At 67.3% G+C, this 17,584-nt stretch carries 18 protein-coding genes; 8 read left to right on the forward strand and 10 right to left on the reverse strand.

Translation table 11 applies throughout. The annotated features are described in order from the left end of the window. Positions 1 to 77 precede the first annotated feature (77 nt). From CX676_RS10150 to CX676_RS10165, 4 genes are read left to right on the forward strand one after another with little or no spacing between them, the layout of a single operon-like run. A complete protein-coding gene (locus tag CX676_RS10150) occupies positions 78 to 1,598 on the forward strand; it encodes an ABC transporter ATP-binding protein (protein ID WP_232816406.1) in 1,521 nt (506 codons plus the stop codon). Next, the gene (locus tag CX676_RS10155; protein WP_101752511.1) at positions 1,595 to 2,671 is read left to right on the forward strand and encodes an ABC transporter permease; all 1,077 of its coding nucleotides are present in this window, start codon (positions 1,595 to 1,597) and stop codon (positions 2,669 to 2,671) included. Before CX676_RS10150 ends, CX676_RS10155 begins: the two co-directional genes overlap by 4 nt. Next, a complete protein-coding gene (locus CX676_RS10160; RefSeq protein WP_101752512.1) occupies positions 2,668 to 3,555 on the forward strand; it encodes an ABC transporter permease in 888 nt (295 codons plus the stop codon). The genes CX676_RS10155 and CX676_RS10160 overlap by 4 nt, the downstream gene beginning before the upstream one ends. Positions 3,556 to 3,581: 26 nt before the next feature. Beyond that, positions 3,582 to 4,661 carry a BMP family ABC transporter substrate-binding protein gene (locus CX676_RS10165; protein WP_101752513.1) on the forward strand — a complete coding sequence of 360 codons (1,080 nt, stop codon included), beginning with the start codon at positions 3,582 to 3,584 and terminating at the stop codon, positions 4,659 to 4,661. A 120-nt stretch (positions 4,662 to 4,781) separates the two neighbouring features. On the opposite strand, the gene CX676_RS10170 is transcribed toward CX676_RS10165, so the two are convergent. Both CX676_RS10170 and CX676_RS10175 read right to left on the reverse strand, forming a co-directional pair. Then, positions 4,782 to 5,915, reverse strand: coding sequence for a GNAT family N-acetyltransferase (locus CX676_RS10170; RefSeq protein ID WP_101752514.1), 1,134 nt, complete (start codon positions 5,913 to 5,915; stop codon positions 4,782 to 4,784). A 75-nt stretch (positions 5,916 to 5,990) separates the two neighbouring features. Further along, entirely contained in the window at positions 5,991 to 6,452 is a 462-nt protein-coding gene (locus CX676_RS10175) for an AAC(3)-I family aminoglycoside N-acetyltransferase (RefSeq protein ID WP_101752515.1), read from the reverse strand. A gap of 119 nt (positions 6,453 to 6,571) precedes the next feature. On the opposite strand from CX676_RS10175, the gene CX676_RS10180 reads away from it, so the two are divergent. Both CX676_RS10180 and CX676_RS10185 read left to right on the forward strand, forming a co-directional pair. Then, positions 6,572 to 6,973, forward strand: coding sequence for a GFA family protein (locus CX676_RS10180; RefSeq protein WP_101752516.1), 402 nt, complete (start codon positions 6,572 to 6,574; stop codon positions 6,971 to 6,973). 285 nt (positions 6,974 to 7,258) lie between these two features. Continuing rightward, positions 7,259 to 8,572 (forward strand): DEAD/DEAH box helicase, encoded by a 1,314-nt coding sequence (locus tag CX676_RS10185; RefSeq protein WP_101752517.1) that lies wholly within the window; start codon positions 7,259 to 7,261, stop codon positions 8,570 to 8,572. A gap of 36 nt (positions 8,573 to 8,608) precedes the next feature. On the opposite strand, the gene CX676_RS10190 is transcribed toward CX676_RS10185, so the two are convergent. The 4 genes from CX676_RS10190 to CX676_RS10205 all read right to left on the reverse strand — a co-directional run bounded on the left by CX676_RS10190 (position 8,609) and on the right by CX676_RS10205 (position 14,164). Next, positions 8,609 to 9,385: a GNAT family N-acetyltransferase gene (locus CX676_RS10190; RefSeq protein ID WP_101752518.1), complete on the reverse strand. Its 777-nt coding sequence runs from the start codon at positions 9,383 to 9,385 to the stop codon at positions 8,609 to 8,611. A 76-nt stretch (positions 9,386 to 9,461) separates the two neighbouring features. Then, positions 9,462 to 10,214 (reverse strand): glycerophosphodiester phosphodiesterase family protein, encoded by a 753-nt coding sequence (locus CX676_RS10195; protein ID WP_332872927.1) that lies wholly within the window; start codon positions 10,212 to 10,214, stop codon positions 9,462 to 9,464. Then, the gene (locus tag CX676_RS10200; RefSeq protein ID WP_101752520.1) at positions 10,214 to 10,669 is read right to left on the reverse strand and encodes a RidA family protein; all 456 of its coding nucleotides are present in this window, start codon (positions 10,667 to 10,669) and stop codon (positions 10,214 to 10,216) included. Before CX676_RS10200 ends, CX676_RS10195 begins: the two co-directional genes overlap by 1 nt. A 42-nt stretch (positions 10,670 to 10,711) precedes the next feature. Then, a complete protein-coding gene (locus CX676_RS10205; RefSeq protein ID WP_101752521.1) occupies positions 10,712 to 14,164 on the reverse strand; it encodes a chromosome segregation SMC family protein in 3,453 nt (1,150 codons plus the stop codon). A gap of 153 nt (positions 14,165 to 14,317) precedes the next feature. Here CX676_RS10205 and CX676_RS10210 point away from each other — a divergent pair, with 153 nt between their 5' ends. Both CX676_RS10210 and CX676_RS10215 read left to right on the forward strand, forming a co-directional pair. Beyond that, entirely contained in the window at positions 14,318 to 14,692 is a 375-nt protein-coding gene (locus CX676_RS10210; protein ID WP_101752522.1) for a CidA/LrgA family protein, read from the forward strand. After that, positions 14,685 to 15,404 (forward strand): LrgB family protein, encoded by a 720-nt coding sequence (locus CX676_RS10215; protein WP_101752523.1) that lies wholly within the window; start codon positions 14,685 to 14,687, stop codon positions 15,402 to 15,404. The genes CX676_RS10210 and CX676_RS10215 overlap by 8 nt, the downstream gene beginning before the upstream one ends. 4 nt (positions 15,405 to 15,408) lie before the next feature. Here CX676_RS10215 and CX676_RS10220 read toward each other — a convergent pair whose 3' ends face one another. The 4 genes from CX676_RS10220 to CX676_RS10235 all read right to left on the reverse strand — a co-directional run bounded on the left by CX676_RS10220 (position 15,409) and on the right by CX676_RS10235 (position 17,257). Continuing rightward, entirely contained in the window at positions 15,409 to 15,741 is a 333-nt protein-coding gene (locus CX676_RS10220; protein WP_101754256.1) for a DUF2794 domain-containing protein, read from the reverse strand. Positions 15,742 to 15,831: 90 nt separating this feature from the next. Continuing rightward, positions 15,832 to 16,134: an I78 family peptidase inhibitor gene (locus CX676_RS10225; RefSeq protein WP_101752524.1), complete on the reverse strand. Its 303-nt coding sequence runs from the start codon at positions 16,132 to 16,134 to the stop codon at positions 15,832 to 15,834. After that, the gene (locus CX676_RS10230; protein WP_101752525.1) at positions 16,134 to 16,481 is read right to left on the reverse strand and encodes a hypothetical protein; all 348 of its coding nucleotides are present in this window, start codon (positions 16,479 to 16,481) and stop codon (positions 16,134 to 16,136) included. The genes CX676_RS10225 and CX676_RS10230 overlap by 1 nt, the downstream gene beginning before the upstream one ends. A 146-nt stretch (positions 16,482 to 16,627) precedes the next feature. Further along, on the reverse strand, positions 16,628 to 17,257 hold the full coding sequence (locus CX676_RS10235; RefSeq protein WP_232816408.1) for a TetR/AcrR family transcriptional regulator: 630 nt from the start codon (positions 17,255 to 17,257) through the stop codon (positions 16,628 to 16,630). Between the last annotated feature and the right edge of the window lie 327 nt (positions 17,258 to 17,584).

The following is a 17,584-nucleotide window of genomic DNA, read 5'->3' on the forward strand; positions in this document are numbered from 1 at the left end:
TGACCTGTCCAACTGTGCAATTGCCTCACATGGGATTTCCGCGCTATCAAAACAATGATTTGACCAAGGGGACAAATTTGGCAGAGACGGCGGTGTTCCGGGCCGAGGGGATCGGCAAATCCTATCCCGGCGTTCGCGCCAATGACGACGTCTCCTTTGCCGTCGCCCCCGGCGAGATTCATGCGCTTCTGGGCGAGAACGGGGCCGGGAAATCGACCCTGGTCAAGATGATCTATGGCCTCGTCCGCCCCGATGACGGGCAGATGGTCCTGATGGGCCAACCGCATCACCCCGCCGACCCGCGCGCCGCCCGCGCTGCCGGCGTGGCGATGGTGTTCCAGCATTTCTCGCTGTTTGACGCGCTGACCGTGGCCGAGAATATCGCGCTGGGCATGGAGAACCCGCCGCCCCGCCGCGCCCTGTCGGAGCGCATCACACAGGTCAGCCATGAATTCGGCCTGCCGCTGAACCCCGCGCGCCGCATCGCCACCCTGTCGGCGGGCGAGCGTCAGCGGGTCGAGATCATCCGCTGCCTGTTGCAGAACCCGCGCCTGCTGATCATGGACGAACCGACCTCGGTCCTGACCCCGCAAGAGGCGGAACTGCTGTTTGCCACCCTGCGCAAGCTGGCGGGCCAGGGCACGGCGATCCTCTATATCAGCCACAAGCTCGAAGAGATCCGCGCCCATTGCGACCGCGCCACCATCCTGCGCGGCGGCAAGGTGGTCGATAGCGCCGATCCCCGCGCCCATTCCGCCCGCGAACTGGCGGCGATGATGGTCGGCGGCCAGATGCGCGAGATCGACCGATCCGGCCGGGTGGCGGGCGATGTGCTGCTGCAGATGGAAAATGTTTCCGCACCCGCCCCCTCGGCTGAAGGCACGGCGCTGAAAGGCGTTTCGCTGGCCGTCCGCTCGGGTGAAATCCTCGGCATCGGCGGGGTGGCCGGCAACGGGCAGGAGGAATTGCTGTCGGTCCTCTCGGGCGAGGTGCTCACCCGCCCCGGTTCGGTCACACTGGAAGGCCGCGACCTGTCGCAGGCCGGGCCCGAGGCGCGGCGACTGGCCGGGCTTCTGGCTGCGCCCGAGGATCGGCTGGGTCATGCGGCGGTGCCCGATTTCAGCCTGACCGACAACACGCTGTTGACCGCCGGCGGGCGCAAGGCGCTGGTGCGCAAGGGGCTGATCGATCACGGCGCCGCCCGCAGCTTTGCCGAAGCGGTCATCAAGGGTTTCGACGTGCGTACCCCCGGCCCCGGCACGGCGGCTCGCGCCCTGTCCGGTGGCAATCTGCAGAAATTCGTCATCGGCCGCGAGGTGATGCAGGTCCCGCGCGTCCTCGTGGTGAACCAGCCGACATGGGGCGTCGATGCAGGGGCCGCCGCCGCCGTGCGCCAGTCGCTGCTGGACCTCGCCCGCGCAGGAGCGGGTGTCATCGTCATCTCACAGGATCTGGACGAACTGATGGAGCTTTCCGACCGTTTCTGCGCCCTGAACGAAGGCCGCCTGTCCGATCCGCGCCCGACCGAGGGGCTGACGCTGGACGAGATCGGGCTGATGCTCGGGGGCGCACATGGCATGGCCGAGGCGCAGATATGATGATGCTCACTCCCCGGACCGAGACCTCGACCGGCTGGCAGATCGCCACGCCGATCATGGCGGTGCTGGCGACGATGATCGCCGGCGGGCTGCTGTTCGCGATCATGGGCTATGACCCGGTCGCCGCCATCCGCACCATCTTCTGGGATCCGCTGTTCGGCCCGGCCGCCAGCTATTCCCGGCCACAGCTGCTGGTGAAGGCCGGGCCGCTGATCCTGATCGCCTCGGGCCTTGCCATCGGCTTCCGCGCCGGCATCTGGAACATCGGGGCCGAGGGGCAATACATCATCGGCGGCATCTGCGGCGCGGCGATGGCGCTGGCCGCCTATCCCGGCGAACACTGGTGGCTGCTTCCGGCGATGATCGCGGCGGGCGCCTTTGGAGGCTGGGCCTGGGCGATGATCCCGGCGATGCTCAGGAACTGGTTCGGCGCGTCCGAGATCCTCGTCTCGCTGATGCTGGTCTACGTGGCACAGAAAGTCGCCGCCTGGATGGCCTTTGGACCCTTGAAGAACCCCGAGGGCTTCGGCTTTCCCGGCTCGCGTAACCTGCAGCAATATCCCTCGGCCTCGAACCCGGAACTGATCGCCGGGACCGGCGCGCATTGGGGCGTCTTTGCCGCCGCGCTGGCGGTGCTGGCGACCTGGGTGCTGATGAGCCGCCATATCCGCGGCTTCCACATCCGCGCCGCCGGCCTTGCCCCCCGCGCCGCCCGTTTCGCCGGGGTCCGCCCCGAAACACTGGTGGCCTTCTGCCTCGGCCTCTCGGGCGCGCTGGCCGGTCTGGCCGGCATCTTCGAGGCCGCCGGCCCCGCCGGCCAGATCACCGACAGCTTCGGCTCGGGCTATGGCTTCACCGCGATCATCGTGGCCTTTCTGGGCCGGTTGAACCCGGTCGGCATCCTGCTGGCGGGGCTGTTGCTGGCGCTGACCTATATCGGCGGCGAGCTGGCGCAGCTGACCATGCAGCTGCCCGCCGCGACGGTTCAGGTGTTCCAGGGGATGCTGCTGTTCTTCCTGCTGGGCTTTGATCTGCTCACGCGCTTCCGCATCACCCGCGGGGTGCCGGCATGATCGACCTCACCACCCTGATCCCGATGCTGATGGCGGCCTCGACGCCCATCCTGTTCGCCGCGCTTGGCGAATTGGTGGTGGAACGCGCGGGAGTGCTGAACCTCGGCGTCGAGGGGATGATGATCGTCGGCGCGCTGGCGGGCTTTGCCACCGCCGTCGCCACCGGCAATCCCTATCTGGGCTTTGTTGCCGCCGCAGTTGCCGGGGCCGCCGTTTCGATGGTCTTCGCGCTGCTGACGCAGGTGCTTCTGGCCAACCAGGTCGCCTCCGGGCTTGCCCTGACCATGTTCGGTCTCGGCCTCGCGGCGCTTTTCGGCAAGGCCTATGAAGGAATCAAGGCGCCCGCCGTGGGGCCCGGTCCGCTTGGCCTCAACTGGATCGTCTGGCTGGGCCTCGCCTCGGTTCCCGCGATCTGGTGGTTCCTCAATCGCACGCGGCCTGGGCTGATCCTGCGCGGCGTGGGCGAAAACCACGATGCCGCGCACGGCCTAGGCCATCCGGTCCGCCGGTTCCGCACCGGCGCCATCGCCTTTGGCGGCGCGATGGCCGGGATCGGCGGCGCCTTCATCTCGATCGCCATCGTGCTGCAATGGACCGAAGGCATGACCGCCGGGGCCGGCTGGATCGCGCTGGCCATCGTCGTCTTCTCGAACTGGACCGCACCCGGCGTGCTGGCGGGCGCGTGGCTGTTCGGCGGTGTCACCGTGCTGCAACTGCGGCTGCAGGCGGCGGGCGTGGCGGTACCGGTGCAACTGCTTTCCATGGCGCCCTATCTCGCCACCATCCTTGTCCTCGTCCTCATTTCCGCCCGGCAGAAATTCAGCCGCCGCGCGGGGCTTGGCGCGCCCGGATCTTTGGGCCAGAATTTTCACGCACTGCGCTGAGACGCAGAACCAACAGGAGAAAGACCATGAAACGCAGACAACTTCTGGCCTCTGCGGCCGCCCTTGGCGCCATGACGCTGGCCATTCCGGCCTTCGCGCAGGATGAGAAGCTGAAAGTCGGCTTCATCTACGTGGGTCCCGTCGGCGATGGCGGCTGGACCTATCAGCACGATCTGGGCCGGCAGGCGATCGAGGCCGAATATGGCGACAAGATCGAGACCACCTTCATCGAAAGCGTGCCCGAGGGCGCCGATGCCGAACGCGCGCTGACCCAGCTGGCGCTGGCCGGCAACAAGCTGATCTTCGCCACCAGCTTCGGCTTCATGGATGCGGTGATCAACGTCGCCGCCAAGTTCCCGGATGTGAAATTCGAGCACGCCACCGGCTACAAGCGCGCCGACAACGTCGCCACCTACGACGCCCGCTTCTACGAGGGCCGCGCCGTCATCGGCACCATCGCCGGGCGCATGACCGAGTCGAACAAGATCGGTTACATCGGCAGCTTCCCGATCCCCGAGGTCATCCAGGGCATCAACTCGGCCTATATCCACGCGAAGAAGGTCAACCCCGACGTCGAGATGAAGGTGGTCTGGGTCTATAGCTGGTTCGATCCCGCGAAAGAGGCCGATGCCGCCGCCGCGCTGATCGCCGAGGGCGTCGACGTGTTCATGCAGCACACCGATTCCACCGCGCCGCTCGCCAAGGCGCAGGAGGCCGGCGCCCTCGGCTTTGGTCAGGCCTCGGACATGGCCAATTTCGCGCCCTCGCCGCGGATTTCGTCGATCATCGACAACTGGGCGCCCTATTACATCAAGCGCGTCGGTGCGGCGCTGGATGGCACTTGGGCCAGCGAAGGCACCTGGGCCGGGATCGGCGATGGCGAGGTGGTGATCGGCGAGATCACCGAGACCGTGCCTGCCGAGGTGAAGGCCGAGGCCGAGGCGCTGCGCGACCAGATCGCCTCGGGTGCCTATCACCCCTTCACCGGCCCGCTGAAAAAGGCCGATGGCAGCGACTGGTTGGCCGAAGGTGCGGTCGCGTCGGATGAGGAGCTGTCGGGGATGAACTTCTTCGTCGAAGGTATCACCGCGCAGATTCCGCAGTAAGCTGCGGATTGACCTGATGATCAGCGCCCCGCCCGAAAACGGCGGGGCGTTTTCGTTGAGGCAGAGGTCCGGCGCTGGCCCGGGCCGCTGGCGCGGCGCATCCGGGCCGGGGTCTGCTGCTCACCCGCGCCGGAACGGTCCCCAATCCGCGATCTCCGCAATCTCTGCCCCCACCGCGCTGCGCTCCTGGTCCAGATACTGCGCCAGGGCCCGCAAGAACCCCGGGTCCTGCACCCAGTGCAGCGAGTGGATCTCGACCGGCAGATAGCCCCGGGCCAACTTGTGTTCACCCTGCGCGCCAGCCTCGACCCGGGAAAGCCCCTGTTCGATGGCGAAGTCGATGGCCTGATGATAGCAGAGCTCGAAATGCAGGAAGGGGTGATCCTCGACACAGCCCCAATAGCGGCCATAGACCGTATCCGCGCCGATGAAGTTCAGCGCCCCGGCGATGGGCCGACCCTCGCGCTCGGCCAGAACCAGCAGGATGTCGTCGCGCATGGTCTGATGGATCTGGTCGAAGAAGGCGCGGGTCAGATAGGGCCGGCCCCATTTGCGGCTGCCGGTATCCTGATAGAAGCGCCAGAAGGCATCCCAGTGCTCGGGCTGGATCTGGTCGCCGGTCAACTGTCGGATGGTGCCGCCAAAGCCCTGCGCCCGCTCGCGTTCCTTCCGCAGCGCCTTGCGCTTGCGAGAGGACAGATCGGCCAGAAAGGCGTCGTAATCGGCGTAATCCCGGTTCACCCAATGATATTGCTGAGTGGTTCGCGGCAGGAATCCGGCCTCGGCACCCAGTTCCGCCTCGCCCTCGGTGCAGAAGGTCACATGCACGCCCGAGGCCCCCACCCGTTCGGCAATCTGCGCCATGCCGGCCAGCAGGGCCTGTTTGACGCCGGGATCGGGCGACAAGAGGCGCGGGCCGGTGGCCGGGGTGAAGGGCACGGCGCATTGCAGCTTGGGGTAATAGTGCCCGCCCGCGCGCTCAAAGGCATCGGCCCAGGCATGGTCGAAGATGTATTCGCCCTGGCTGTGCGACTTGGCATAAAGCGGCGCCACCCCGATCAGCGCGCCGTCCCGACGGGCCGCCAGATGCAGCGGCTGCCAGCCGGTGCCGCGCCCGACCGAACCCGAGGCTTCCAGCGCGTGCAGGAACCGGTGCGAGGTAAAGGGATGCGGGCCGGCCAGCCGGTCCCAGTCTTCCGCCGGGATCGTGCTGATGTCGGAATGGGTCTCGATGCTGATCGCGTCACTGCTCATGCGCCCAGAGATAAGGCGGGAATCCGGGATTGTCAGGGGGCAGCGTCTGCACGGGGCGGTGAGCGGTGCCCCGCGTCACTCGGGGGCGATGTCGAAATGCAGCACGTCCTCGCACTGGCCAAGCCCGGTGTAAAGCGCGATGGCCGGGTCGTCGCCGTGATCGGCTTGCACGTAGATCACCCATGCTCCGCGCGTGCGGGCGATCTGGCGCAGATGGTCGATCAGCGCGGTGGCGATGCCCTGACGGCGATGGTCCGCGCTGACGGCGAGGTCGTAGATGTAGATCTCGCTGCGGCGCTGCTCGAGCTTTGGCAGGTCATAGGCGACCAGTCCGCCAGTCACCTCCCCGCCCACTTCCGCGATCAGAACGATGACCTGCCCGCGCGTCAGCAGGTCCGACAGATAGGCGTCATCCGGCGGGTTCGCCTGATAACTGTCGGGATCGTCAAAGACCTGCGCGAACAGCCGGTTCAGCGCCCGCGCCCGTGGGAGCTCCTCGGGGCCAAGCTGGCGGACGGCGATGGGTGCTCTGGTCATGGTGCCAGACTAACGCGACCAATCGGTTCGGCCAAGTTCCGCTGGGGTTTTCGCGCCCCCGATGACAGTTCTTGCCGCCCGTGCAACCATCCGCTCGGATCGCCAACAGGGGCAGCGTCATGAGTGATGATCTTCGCGGCAGCTGCCATTGCGGTGGGCTGAGTTGGGTATTCCGCGGCCAGCCCGAGGCGGCGACGATCTGCAACTGCACCCTCTGCCGTCGCTATGGCGTCCTTTGGGCCTATGATATCGAGGGAGAGCGGATCGAGGTGCAGGGCCGCAACATGGCCTATATCTGGGGCAGCGAGTCGATCGGCTTTCACTTCTGCCCCGATTGCGGCTGTGTCGCCTATTGGCGCGCCCTTGCCCCGCCCGCAGATGGGCGGCGGCGGATCGCGGTGAACCTGCGGCTGGCCGAGCCCGAAAGTGTCGAGGCGATCCCGCTTTTCCGCTTCGACGGGTTCGACAGTTTCGACGACCTGCCGCCGGATGGCAGTTGCGTCCGCGACAGATGGTTCTGATTTGAACGACTTGCCGGCTTGACTTTTGACGCGTCATGCCCCAGATGACCAAAGTTCGCTGCGCCGCCGCGTGAGCCGGCAGCGCCCATTTCTCCGCCAGATCGCGGACGGGCGCATCAGCGACAAGATATCCCGGTTCCCATCACGCAGGGTTCTAGACGCAAGGTTCTGTCGCGCCAGACGCGCTGCTCCTTGCGATTACCCGCGCGCAACTTGCCCCTGGCAAGCTGTCCGATCTCGACATGCCCCCGGCCTTCTGCCGTGATTGGGGCGAAAGGAATAATTGTGTTTGACTTCACCACCCTCGGCCTGACGCCGGAGCTCAGCCGCGTGCTGACCGATGCAGGCTTCACCGACCCGACCCCGATCCAGGCGCAGGCGATCCCGCTGGCGCTGCAGGGTCATGACATCCTGGGCCTCGCCCAGACCGGCACCGGCAAGACGCTGGCCTTCGGCCTGCCGCTGATCGCCTCGCTGACCGATGAAGACAGGAAACCCCAGCCCAAGACCGTCAAGGCACTGGTGCTGGCCCCGACCCGCGAACTCGTCAACCAGATCGCCGACAGCCTGCGCCCGCTGGTTCTTGGCACCCGCCTGCGCATCGCCACCGTCGTCGGCGGCCAGTCCATCGGCCGCCAGATCCAGCTGCTCGCACGCGGCACCGACATTCTCGTCGCCACCCCGGGCCGGCTGATTGACCTGATGGAACGCGGCGCGGTTGATCTGTCGACCGTGCGCCAGCTGGTTCTGGACGAGGCCGACCAGATGCTGGACATGGGCTTCATCCATGCCCTGCGCAAAATCGCTCCGCGCCTCGGCAAGCCGCGCCGGACCATGCTGTTCTCGGCCACCATGCCGAAGCAGATGGAAGAACTTTCGGCCGCCTATCTGACCAACCCGAAGAAGGTGCAGGTCTCGCCTCCGGGCAAAGCCGCCGACAAGGTGACCCAGTCGGTGCATTTCCTCGAGAAAGGCGCCAAGCCCGGCAAGCTGCGCGAGATCCTGTCGCGCGATCTCTCGGCGCTGACGCTGGTTTTCGCGCGCACCAAGCACGGGGCCGAGAAGCTGATGAAGGGGCTGGTGGCTGATGGCTACAATGCCGCCTCGATCCACGGCAACAAGAGCCAGGGTCAGCGCGACCGCGCCATCAAGGCCTTCCGCGACGGTCAGGTCACGGTGCTGGTCGCCACCGATGTGGCGGCGCGCGGGATCGACATCCCGGGCGTGGCCTATGTCATCAACTATGAACTGCCCGATACGCCGGACAACTATGTCCACCGCATCGGCCGCACCGCCCGCGCCGGTCGCGAGGGCGAGGCGATCGCCTTCTGCGCCCCGGACGAGGCCGATCAGCTGCGCCAGATCCAGAAGGTCATGAAGATGGACATCCCGGTCGCCAGCGGCAAATCCCCGCTGCCCTCGGGTCGCGGCGATGACCGCGCAGGTCCGCGCAAGGCCTCGAACTCGCCGCATGGGCCGAAGCGGGGTCCGAAGCCCGCGCATGGCGGCAGCCGTTCGCACGAGGCTGCCGGTGGCGAGGCCGGAAAGCCGGCCAAACCGCGCCGCTTCCGCGCCCGCCGCAATACCCGCGCAGCGTAAGATGGCGAAACGGCGGTCCTCCGGGACCGCCGTTTTTCACAAGTCGCGCTGCATCATCACCAGGTCATGCCAGACGCGCTTGCCCTCCACCCCCTCGCGGAAGCGCAGCTTGGGCTGAACCACATGCTGCTGCCGGAAGCCCAGCTTCTCGTAGAATCGATCCGCCGTCTGGGTGCCCAAGTTGATCTGTGTGACCCCCATCTGCGTCAGATGATGGGTCATCGCCTGTGCCAGCGCCGTTCCGGTTCCCGCCGGCTGGTCCGGCGCCACCGCCATGATCGCCAGATAGGCCCGCGCCACACCGCCCTCGCGCTGGACCGAGCCGCAGGCGCCGCCGACCAACCGCCCCGCGGCATCGGTCAGCCGGAGCGCGAAACTCGGACTGATCCGGGGATCGGCCTCGTTCACCGCCTCGACATAAAGCACCGGCCCCTCCGCGCCCAGATCGCGGGTCAGGAAGGCCGTGCCCAGTGGTCCCGCGCCCATGTCGATCGGGGTCAGGATGAAGCCCGCATCGGTCAGCGCGGCGCCGATCCGGTCGCGATAGGTGGTCAGCATGACGATCCGGGCCAGCGGCGCGCCGCGATCGGCCTCGACCTCGGTCTGCCGCCGGGTCAGGTAGGCCGCAGGATCGGCAAGGAAATCCGAGCATTCGAGATCGGGATAATCAATCACTACATCGGGATTGACGCCGAACTCGCGCTCTCGTCCCGCAAACAGCGCGAAGATCTCGCCGATGACCGCTTCCAGTCCAGGATCGCCACGCCCGGCATCGATGATCTGCAGGTCAAGTCCGGGGGCAAGCTGGGTCATGGGTTGGTCCTGTCGTCTCAAAAAACGACCCGCGGCGCAGATCGCGCGCCGCGGGTCCTGTAGCTATGCGGAACCGTCACAACGGCGCGGCATATCCTTCAAAGGTGATGTTGTCGGCGATCTGGCGCGCCTCGGCCTCTTGCGCGGCCGAGCGCACGGTCCAGCAGAGGATCGGCACGCCCTGCGATTTCAGCGCATCGACGCGCGGATTGGTCAGGTCGGACTTGTCATGCGAGATGAAGCACGAACCCGACCGGTCGAAATCGCTGATCGCGGCAAGGCTGTCGCGGGTTTCCTCGTCGAGCATCGGCCAGTCATCCTCGGGAAAGGCGCAGGTGGTCAAGCCGCAGGGGATGCCCGGCGCCAGCTCGTGGAAGGCCGCGACGGTATGCGGGTTGAAGGACATGACCGCCACCGGCCCCTCATAGGATTGCAACTGCTCGGCCACATGCCGGTGCAATTCGCCGATCTGGTCGCCAAGCCGGCCATCCTGATCCTTGATCTCGATCAGCAGCGGCACCCGCCCCGCGACGGTGCGCAGGAACTCTGCCAGCGTCGGGATCGCCTGATCGCTGCCCGACAGCTTGAACCCGGACAGATCCTCGGTCGAGATATCGGCGATATAGGATTCATCGCCCGCGAGCCGCGACAGGTCGTAATCGTGAAACACCATCGGCACGCAATCGGCGGCGGGCTGGATGTCCAGCTCGATCCCGTAGCCGGCGGCGATCGCGGCCTCGGCGGCGGCAAGGCTGTTCTCCGGCACGCCGGGTCCGTGCAGCCCGCGATGGGCGATGGGGATGTTGATGAAGCTTTCGGGCAGCGCCATCATTCCACCTCGAAGATCGCTTCGATCTCGACCGCCACACCGCGCGGCAGGGCCGGAACCGAGACGGCGGCGCGGGCATGGCGGCCCTTGTCGCCAAAGACCTCGACCATCAGGTCGGAACAGCCGTTGATGACCTCGGGCTGGTCGGTAAAATCGCCGGTCGAGTTGACGAAGCCCGACAGCTTCACCACCCGCGCCACCTTGTCCAGCGAACCGACAGCGGCCTTGACCTGCGCGATCAGCGACAGCCCGCAGCGACGGGCGGCGGCAGCACCGGCGGCCACGTCCATGTTTTCCCCCAGACGGCCCTTGATCAGCCCGTTCTCGCCCTGGCTGATCTGGCCCGAAACAAAGACCAGATTGCCCGAGCGCGCGAAGGGCACATAATTCGCCGCAGGTGCGGGGGCGTCCGGCAGGGTGATGCCAAGGTCGGTCAGGCGGGTCTCGATGCTCATGTGATTCCTCCGTGGATTGGCCGCAGCCTAACCCGCGGGGTGTCAGGCGACCAGAGCCTCGGCGCGCTTCAGATCGACGCTGACCAGTTGGCTGACGCCCTGTTCCACCATCGTCACGCCGAACAGGCGATCCATGCGCGACATGGTGACGGCATGGTGGGTGATGATGAGGAAGCGCGTATCGGTGCGCCGGGTCATCTCGTCCAGCAGATCGCAGAAGCGCGAGACGTTGGCATCGTCCAGCGGTGCATCCACCTCGTCCAGCACGCAGATCGGCGCGGGATTGGCGAGGAAGACCGCGAAGATCAGCGCCAGCGCCGTCAGCGTCTGCTCGCCCCCCGACAAAAGGCTCAGCGTGCTCAGCTTCTTGCCCGGTGGCTGGCACATGATTTCCAGCCCGGCTTCCAGCGGATCGTCAGATTCGACCAGCACCAGCCGCGCCTCGCCGCCACCAAAGAGCGTGGTGAAGAGCGTGGTGAAATTGCCGTTTACCGTGTCGAAGGCGGCCAGCAGCCGCTCGCGCCCCTCGCGGTTCAGGCTGCCGATTCCGGCGCGCAGCTTGCGGATGGCCTCTTCCAGATCGTTCTTCTCGGCGGCCAGCGTGTCGCGCTCGGCCTCAAGCTCGCGCTTGTCCTCATCGGCCCGCAGGTTCACCGCGCCAAGCGCATCGCGCTGGCTGCGCAGCCGGGCGATCTGATCCTCCAGTGCCGTCGCCGCCGTCTCGGTATCGGCATCCGCGAGGCTTTCGAGCAGCGCCTGCGGTGTGCCCTCGGTTTCCTCATGGATGCGGGCGCGCGCCGCCTGTTCGCCATCCCGTGCCGCCTCGGCCCGCGCCTCACGCGAGGCGCGCAACTCGCGCGCTTCCGATGCATGGCGCTCGGCGTCGCGCTCGGCATGGCTCGCCTCGCGCAGCGCCAGATCCGCTGCGGTCAGCGCCACCCGCGCCTTGTCGAGCCGCGTCTCGGCCTCAGCCTCGCGCCCGGTCAGCGTTGCCCGCTTCTCGGCCAGCAGCGCGGGCTGGGCCTCGGCATTGGCCAGTTCTTCGGCACCGGCATCCCGGCGTGCCGTCAGTTCGGCGGCACGGGTGCCGGCCTGATCCAGACGATGCCGCCAGCCGGATTCCTCCTTGGCGATCTCCTGTTGCCGCTTGATCCGGGCATTGCCCTCGCGCCGCAGCTCATCCAGCGCCGAACGGCGGGACATGGTGGCGATGCGCGCGGCCTCGACCCCGGTCTTGGCATTCTCGACCGCCTGCGCCGCCGCGCCGCGATCGGGCAGATCGGCCAGCGCGCGCTCGGCCTGCCCCAGACGGCCTCGCGCATCGCTGGCGTCGGCCTGATGCCGGGCAAGTTCGGCGCGGGCGGATTCGGCCCGGCTGGTGGCCAGCGACAGGTCCGACTCGGCGCGGGTGGCCGCGCGCGCGGCATCCGACAGCAGCCGTTCCGCCTCGCGCCGCGCCTCGCGCGCCGATTTCTCGGCCATCGCCGCCGAGGAGAGCAGCGCCTTGGCCGCCTCGTGCTCCTCGACCGCGCCCGAAGCGCGTTCGGCGGCAATCTCGGCCTGCCCGGTGATCTCCGCCAGCTGGTTCACCTTCTGCAGATGCAGCGCGGCGGAGGACGAAGCCTCGCCCGCCATGACCCGCATCCCGTCCCACCGGAACAGATCGCCCGCCCGCGTCACGATCCGCTGACCCGGTGCCAGCGCGGCCTGTAGGCCCGCCGCCGTGGCGGCATCCGCGACCAGCCCCACCTGCGACAGCCGGCGGTCCAGCGCCTCGGGTCCGGTGACATGCGGCGCCAGCGGCTCGGTGCCCTTGGGCAGCGCCTGCGGCGCGTCCCAGCCCGGCAGCTTGTGCCAGCCCGAGGTGCCATCCGCCGCCAGCCCGGCGCGCAGGTCATCGCCAAGCGCCGCACCGAAGGCGATTTCATAGCCCTTTGCGACCTTCACCCGGTCAAGGATCGACTTGCCGCCGGTATCGCCCCGCTCGACCAGCCGCTTCAGCGCCGCCATCTCGGCGGCCAGCGCGCCGGATTCGCCCTCGGCCTCGGCGCGGGCGGCACGGGCGGCGGATTCGGCGCCCTCGGCCTCGGCCCGCGCCGCCTCGGCGCCGGTCAACGCATCTTCGGCCCCCTCGGCGCGGTCTCGGGCGGCCTCCTGCGCCGCCTCGGCTTCCGCCAGCGCCACCTCGGCCGTGCGCCCGGTCTCGGCGGCCCGCGTGGCGTTCTGATCGGCCTCGCCCGCTGCCCGCTCGGCGCGGGACAGCATGTCGCGCAGGTCCGAGGCCAGACGCTCGGCCGATTGGTGCCGCGCGGCCAGACGTGCGGATTCGTCAGTCAGTTCGGCCAGCCGCGCCTCGACCTCGCGCAGCGCCTCGGCCGCTTCGTCGGCCATGCCGGCGGCGGCGTCGAGACGCGGCTCATGCCCCTGCCCGGCCTTCTCGAGTTCCCTCTTTTCCCAGGTCAGTCGCTCGATCACCTCGCCCGCATCGCGGTTCAGCGCCGCCTCGCGCTCGATGTCACGGTCCAGCTGGGCAATGCGCGCCTGAAGCTGGGTGATCGCCTCGGCGGCCCGCGCCTCGGCCTCGTCCAGCGCCTCGCGCTCGACCACCACCCGCGACAGGATCGCGGCGGCAATCTGTTCCTCTTCTCGCAACGCCGGCAATCCGGCCTCGGCCTTCTCGCGCAACGCGCTGGCCGCACGCGACGCCGCCTCGGCCTCAGCCGCCGCACGCAGCGATTGCGCCAGCGCCTCGGCCGCCGCAGCCCGCGCCTGATCGGCCTCGGCCCACCGGCGATAGAGCAGCACGCCCTCGGCCTGCCGCAGCGCCGCGCCGATCTCGCGATATCGCGCCGCAGCCCGCGCCTGCCTAGCCAGCGATGCCGCCTGCGTCGCCAGCTGTTCCAGCGTGTCATCGACGCGGGTCAGGTTGCCCTCGGCTCCGTTAAGCTTCAGCTCGGCCTCGTGCCGCCGCTGATAGAGGCCCGAGATCCCCGCCGCCTCTTCCAGAATCCGCCGCCGGTTCTGCGGCTTGGCGTTGATCAGTTCCGAGATCTGCCCCTGCCGCACCAGCGCCGGGCTGTGCGCGCCGGTCGAGGCATCGGCGAAGAGCATCTGCACGTCGCGGGCGCGCACCTCCTTGCCGTTGATCTTGTAGGCCGAACCGGCATCGCGGGTGATGCGGCGCACGATGTCGATATGATCGTCCTCGTTGAAGCCCGCAGGTGCCAGCCGGTCGCGGTTGTCGATGGTCAGCGTCACCTCGGCATGGCCGCGCGCCGACCGGCGCGAGGTGCCGGCGAAGATCACGTCCTCCATGCCCGAGCCGCGCATGGCCGTCGGGCGGTTCTCGCCCATGATCCAGCGCAGGGCCTCGAGCAGGTTCGACTTGCCGCAGCCATTCGGACCGACCACGCCGGTCAGCCCCTCGCGGATCACCAGATCGGTGGGGTCCACGAAGCTCTTGAAGCCGTTCAGTTTCAGGCGGTCAAAGCGCAAGGGCGGGGTCCGTCAGAATCGGGTTTCGTTGCCGGATTGTCGGCAGGGACGGCCTCCAAGTCAACCAGAACCGCTAGATATGGGGCCGGCAGGCAGGTTATCCACAAGATGAAAGGGGTCGCCACAAGATATTTTCGCGCTACTATCAGCGACATGATCGGTGCGCTTGCAATCATCCTTGGCTATCAGCTGGTCGGCGAAGTCAGTTCGCGGGCGCTGAACCTGCCCTTGCCTGGCCCGGTCGTGGGTCTGTGCCTGCTGGTCGCCTGCTGCCTTGCCCGCCCGGCGCTGGCCGATCGGCTGCGCCCGGTGACCCAGGGCTTGCTGGCGCATCTGTCGCTGTTCTTCGTCCCCGCCGGCGTCGGCATCGTCGCGCATATGGATCTGTTGCGCGAAGAGGGGCTGGGGCTGGTCGTGGCCATTGCCGGCTCGACCGTGCTGGCCATCGGCGCCGGGGCCCTGGCCTTCACCGCCGTGGCCCGTCTGACCGGATCGACCGCGCCCGAGGATGAGAAGCCCGATGTCTGATCCGGCGATGATCTGGTCCTATCTGACGCAGGGGCCGCTGCTGTGGCTGACCGCGACGCTGGTGGCCTATCTCATCGGCGATGCCACCTTCCGCCGGACCGGGCGGCAAAGCTGGGCCAATCCGGTGCTGATCGCGGTGCTGATCCTCGCTACTCTGTTGTGGATTACACGGACCGATTACCAGACCTATTTCGAGGGCGCGCAATTCGTCCATTTCATGCTCGGCCCCGCCACGGTCGCGCTGGCACTGCCACTCTTCGACAACCTGCCGCGGGTGAAGAAGGCCGCGCTGCCGATGCTGGCCGGGCTGCTGGTCGGCTCGGGCGTGGCCGTGGTTTCTGTGATCCTGATCGCGCGGGGCTTCGGCATCGGGCATGAGGTGCTGGCCTCGCTGGCGCCGAAATCGACCACCGCGCCGGTCGCCATCGGCATTGCCGAGCGGATCGGCGGCCGCCCCACCCTGACCGCCGCGCTGGTGCTGCTGACCGGCATCTTCGGCGCGATTATCGCCACGCCGCTGCTGAACGCGCTGCACATCCGCGACTGGCGGGCGCGCGGCTTTTCGGTGGGCGTGGCGGCGCATGGCATCGGCACCGCCCGGGCGTTCCAGGTGAACGAGACGGCGGGGGCATTCGCCGGCATCGGCATGGGGCTGAATGCGGTGCTGACCGCGATCATCGCGCCGCTGGCGCTGCGCTTATTTGGCGGCTGAGGCGCTATTCCACCGCGCGGATCAGCTTCTTCTCCAGCACCCTCAGCACCGTCGGCAGGTCATGGCCTCGCTTCAGGATGCGGCCATCCATGCCGATGACGGCATAGGCGCCCTGCGCACCCCTAAGCTTCGGCCGCTTCTCGATGCGGTAGAGCGGATGCTCGGCGGCGCGGCGAAAAACGCTGAAGACCGCCACATCGCGCAGGAAGGACATGGCGTAATCGCGCCATTCACCTGCGGCAACCATGCGGCCATAGACGGTCAGGATGATCCCCAACTCGGCCCGGTCAAAGACGACGCGGTCGGGGTCGGCATGAAACGGCGGCGATGCGTTCATCATGACCGAATGGTGACATTGCACCTGCGGCAAAGCAAACGAAAAAAGGGCGGCCCGCGCCGCCCCTTTTCAATCGATTGCCTGAAAGGCTCAGTAGCAGCTGACCTTCTCGATCAGCCCGCTCTGGCCGTATTCGATGTTCAACCGGTCGACGCGGTAGTCGGCGGTCACCGCATCCTCGGGGCCGATGACCCGGGTGCCGATGGGGAATTTCATCGGCTTCAGCACCTCGCGGGGCTGGCCGATCAGGCCCTTGTAGCCGGCTGCACCGCATTCGTCCTTGGGCGCGGGCTCCGGCGGCAGCGGCCCGGGATTGCCATTGGGCGGCAGCGGCTCGCAGGCGGCAAGCCCAATCACCGCCACAGCAGCAAGGGTGAGGCTGGCGAGACGCATCAGCCGCAATCCACGTTCTGGATATTGCCCGCGGCGTCCAGCCGGAAGACGATGCGGTTCGGGTCATATTCCTGCGGCTCGATGCCGCGATACTCGACCACGCGGTATTCCTTGGTGATGCCAAGCTGCGGGATGATCGAGCCCGGCTGCGACAGCGAGCTGGCGTAGTCCTTCGCCTTGCACAGGTCGGGTTCGCGCGACTGCAGCCCGGCAACGCCCGCGACCGGGGCGACCATCGGCTGGACCACGGGCATCGGCATGGGTTCGGGCACCGGCGCCGGTGCGGGCATACAGGCCGTCAGCAGAAGGGCCGAGGCGAGAAGGGGCAGGATCACTGTTCTGGTCATGTCTGGTCCGTGGCTGGCGGGCCCGATTGCAACGGGCCGGTTCGGCGTGTGGTGCCTTATAGGATCATGCTAGCAGCTTGTTAAGCTGACGCGATTATCACGATCCCTTCAGCGCCCGCCGAAAACCGGCCGCTGTTGCCGGAATGTCATTCCATCGGTGGCACGGTCTTGCTGCGATCCCCGGGATAGGATCGAGCGCCGCGCGACAGCCCGTGCGAGTTCTCGAATTGCGGCGTATAGGCCGAGAGAAAGACCTGCACTGCCCGGTCGGTGATACGGCGCAGATGCAGGTCAGTGACACTGTCACTGCCCAGGAACAGCGCCCGGTCACGGATCAGCGCGGCGGCCAGCGCAATCAGCTGTTCGGCGGCAAGCTCGGTGTCGACGATCTCCAGCTCGCCGCGTCGGACCCAGCGCTCCAGCACCTGGCGCAGGGCATCGCGCTGCCGGCGATGGATGGCGTCGTGATATTCCCGCGCCAGATCGGGAAACCGGGCGGATTCCCCCACCCGCATCCGATAGGCGTGAAGCCCTGCGGGCGACACGATCCGCGCGGCCATGACTTCCACGATCTGCGGCAGCGCGCGCGCCGCCGGCAGGTCGCTGGAGACCGGGAACAGCGGCTCCTCGTCTTCCTGCACCAAGTCAGCGCGGAACACCTCGCTGAACATCTGCTCCTTGTCAGGGAAGTAGCTGTAGAGCGTCGCCTTGGACACTTTGGCTTCGCCTGCGATGTCATCGACACTGGCCCCAGCATAGCCTTCCCGCAGAAACACCTTGCGGGCACCTTCAAGCACTTGCTTGAACTTTCGCCCCTTTGTGATGGGCGAGACTTTTCTCAATACCATTTAACCCTCCGAAACTTACGTCGGTGAACTTAACTTCCCCCAGTTCCGGGCAGGACTGGTTCGATACGCTAACTATGACAGATGGCCGCTCAGCTGGATCGGGCTTGATAGGAAAGGAATGACAAGTCGAAAATAGAACCCGTCCTTCATAAGCCTAAAATGACCACGACGCCAGTGCAGCAGCAGATCTCCGCAGGCAAAAATCGGCCTCCGTCGCGGACATAACTTGAAGCGGGCCGGATCGGTTTCCCAATC

Source organism: Paracoccus zhejiangensis (genome assembly GCF_002847445.1).
In the GTDB taxonomy this organism is placed as follows: domain Bacteria; phylum Pseudomonadota; class Alphaproteobacteria; order Rhodobacterales; family Rhodobacteraceae; genus Paracoccus; species Paracoccus zhejiangensis.

Excerpts from the sequence above, each read along its gene's own strand:
- CX676_RS10155 (WP_101752511.1), top strand. The coding sequence starts at position 1,595 with ATGATGATGCTCACTCCCCGGACCGAGACCTCGACCGGCTGGCAGATC.
- CX676_RS10160 (WP_101752512.1), top strand. The coding sequence starts at position 2,668 with ATGATCGACCTCACCACCCTGATCCCGATGCTGATGGCGGCCTCGACG.
- CX676_RS10165 (WP_101752513.1), top strand. The coding sequence starts at position 3,582 with ATGAAACGCAGACAACTTCTGGCCTCTGCGGCCGCCCTTGGCGCCATG.
- CX676_RS10170 (WP_101752514.1), bottom strand. The coding sequence starts at position 5,915 with ATGAGCAGTGACGCGATCAGCATCGAGACCCATTCCGACATCAGCACG.
- CX676_RS10175 (WP_101752515.1), bottom strand. The coding sequence starts at position 6,452 with ATGACCAGAGCACCCATCGCCGTCCGCCAGCTTGGCCCCGAGGAGCTC.
- CX676_RS10180 (WP_101752516.1), top strand. The coding sequence starts at position 6,572 with ATGAGTGATGATCTTCGCGGCAGCTGCCATTGCGGTGGGCTGAGTTGG.
- CX676_RS10190 (WP_101752518.1), bottom strand. The coding sequence starts at position 9,385 with ATGACCCAGCTTGCCCCCGGACTTGACCTGCAGATCATCGATGCCGGG.
- CX676_RS10195 (WP_332872927.1), bottom strand. The coding sequence starts at position 10,214 with ATGGCGCTGCCCGAAAGCTTCATCAACATCCCCATCGCCCATCGCGGG.
- CX676_RS10200 (WP_101752520.1), bottom strand. The coding sequence starts at position 10,669 with ATGAGCATCGAGACCCGCCTGACCGACCTTGGCATCACCCTGCCGGAC.
- CX676_RS10210 (WP_101752522.1), top strand. The coding sequence starts at position 14,318 with ATGATCGGTGCGCTTGCAATCATCCTTGGCTATCAGCTGGTCGGCGAA.
- CX676_RS10215 (WP_101752523.1), top strand. The coding sequence starts at position 14,685 with ATGTCTGATCCGGCGATGATCTGGTCCTATCTGACGCAGGGGCCGCTG.
- CX676_RS10220 (WP_101754256.1), bottom strand. The coding sequence starts at position 15,741 with ATGAACGCATCGCCGCCGTTTCATGCCGACCCCGACCGCGTCGTCTTT.
- CX676_RS10225 (WP_101752524.1), bottom strand. The coding sequence starts at position 16,134 with ATGCGTCTCGCCAGCCTCACCCTTGCTGCTGTGGCGGTGATTGGGCTT.
- CX676_RS10230 (WP_101752525.1), bottom strand. The coding sequence starts at position 16,481 with ATGACCAGAACAGTGATCCTGCCCCTTCTCGCCTCGGCCCTTCTGCTG.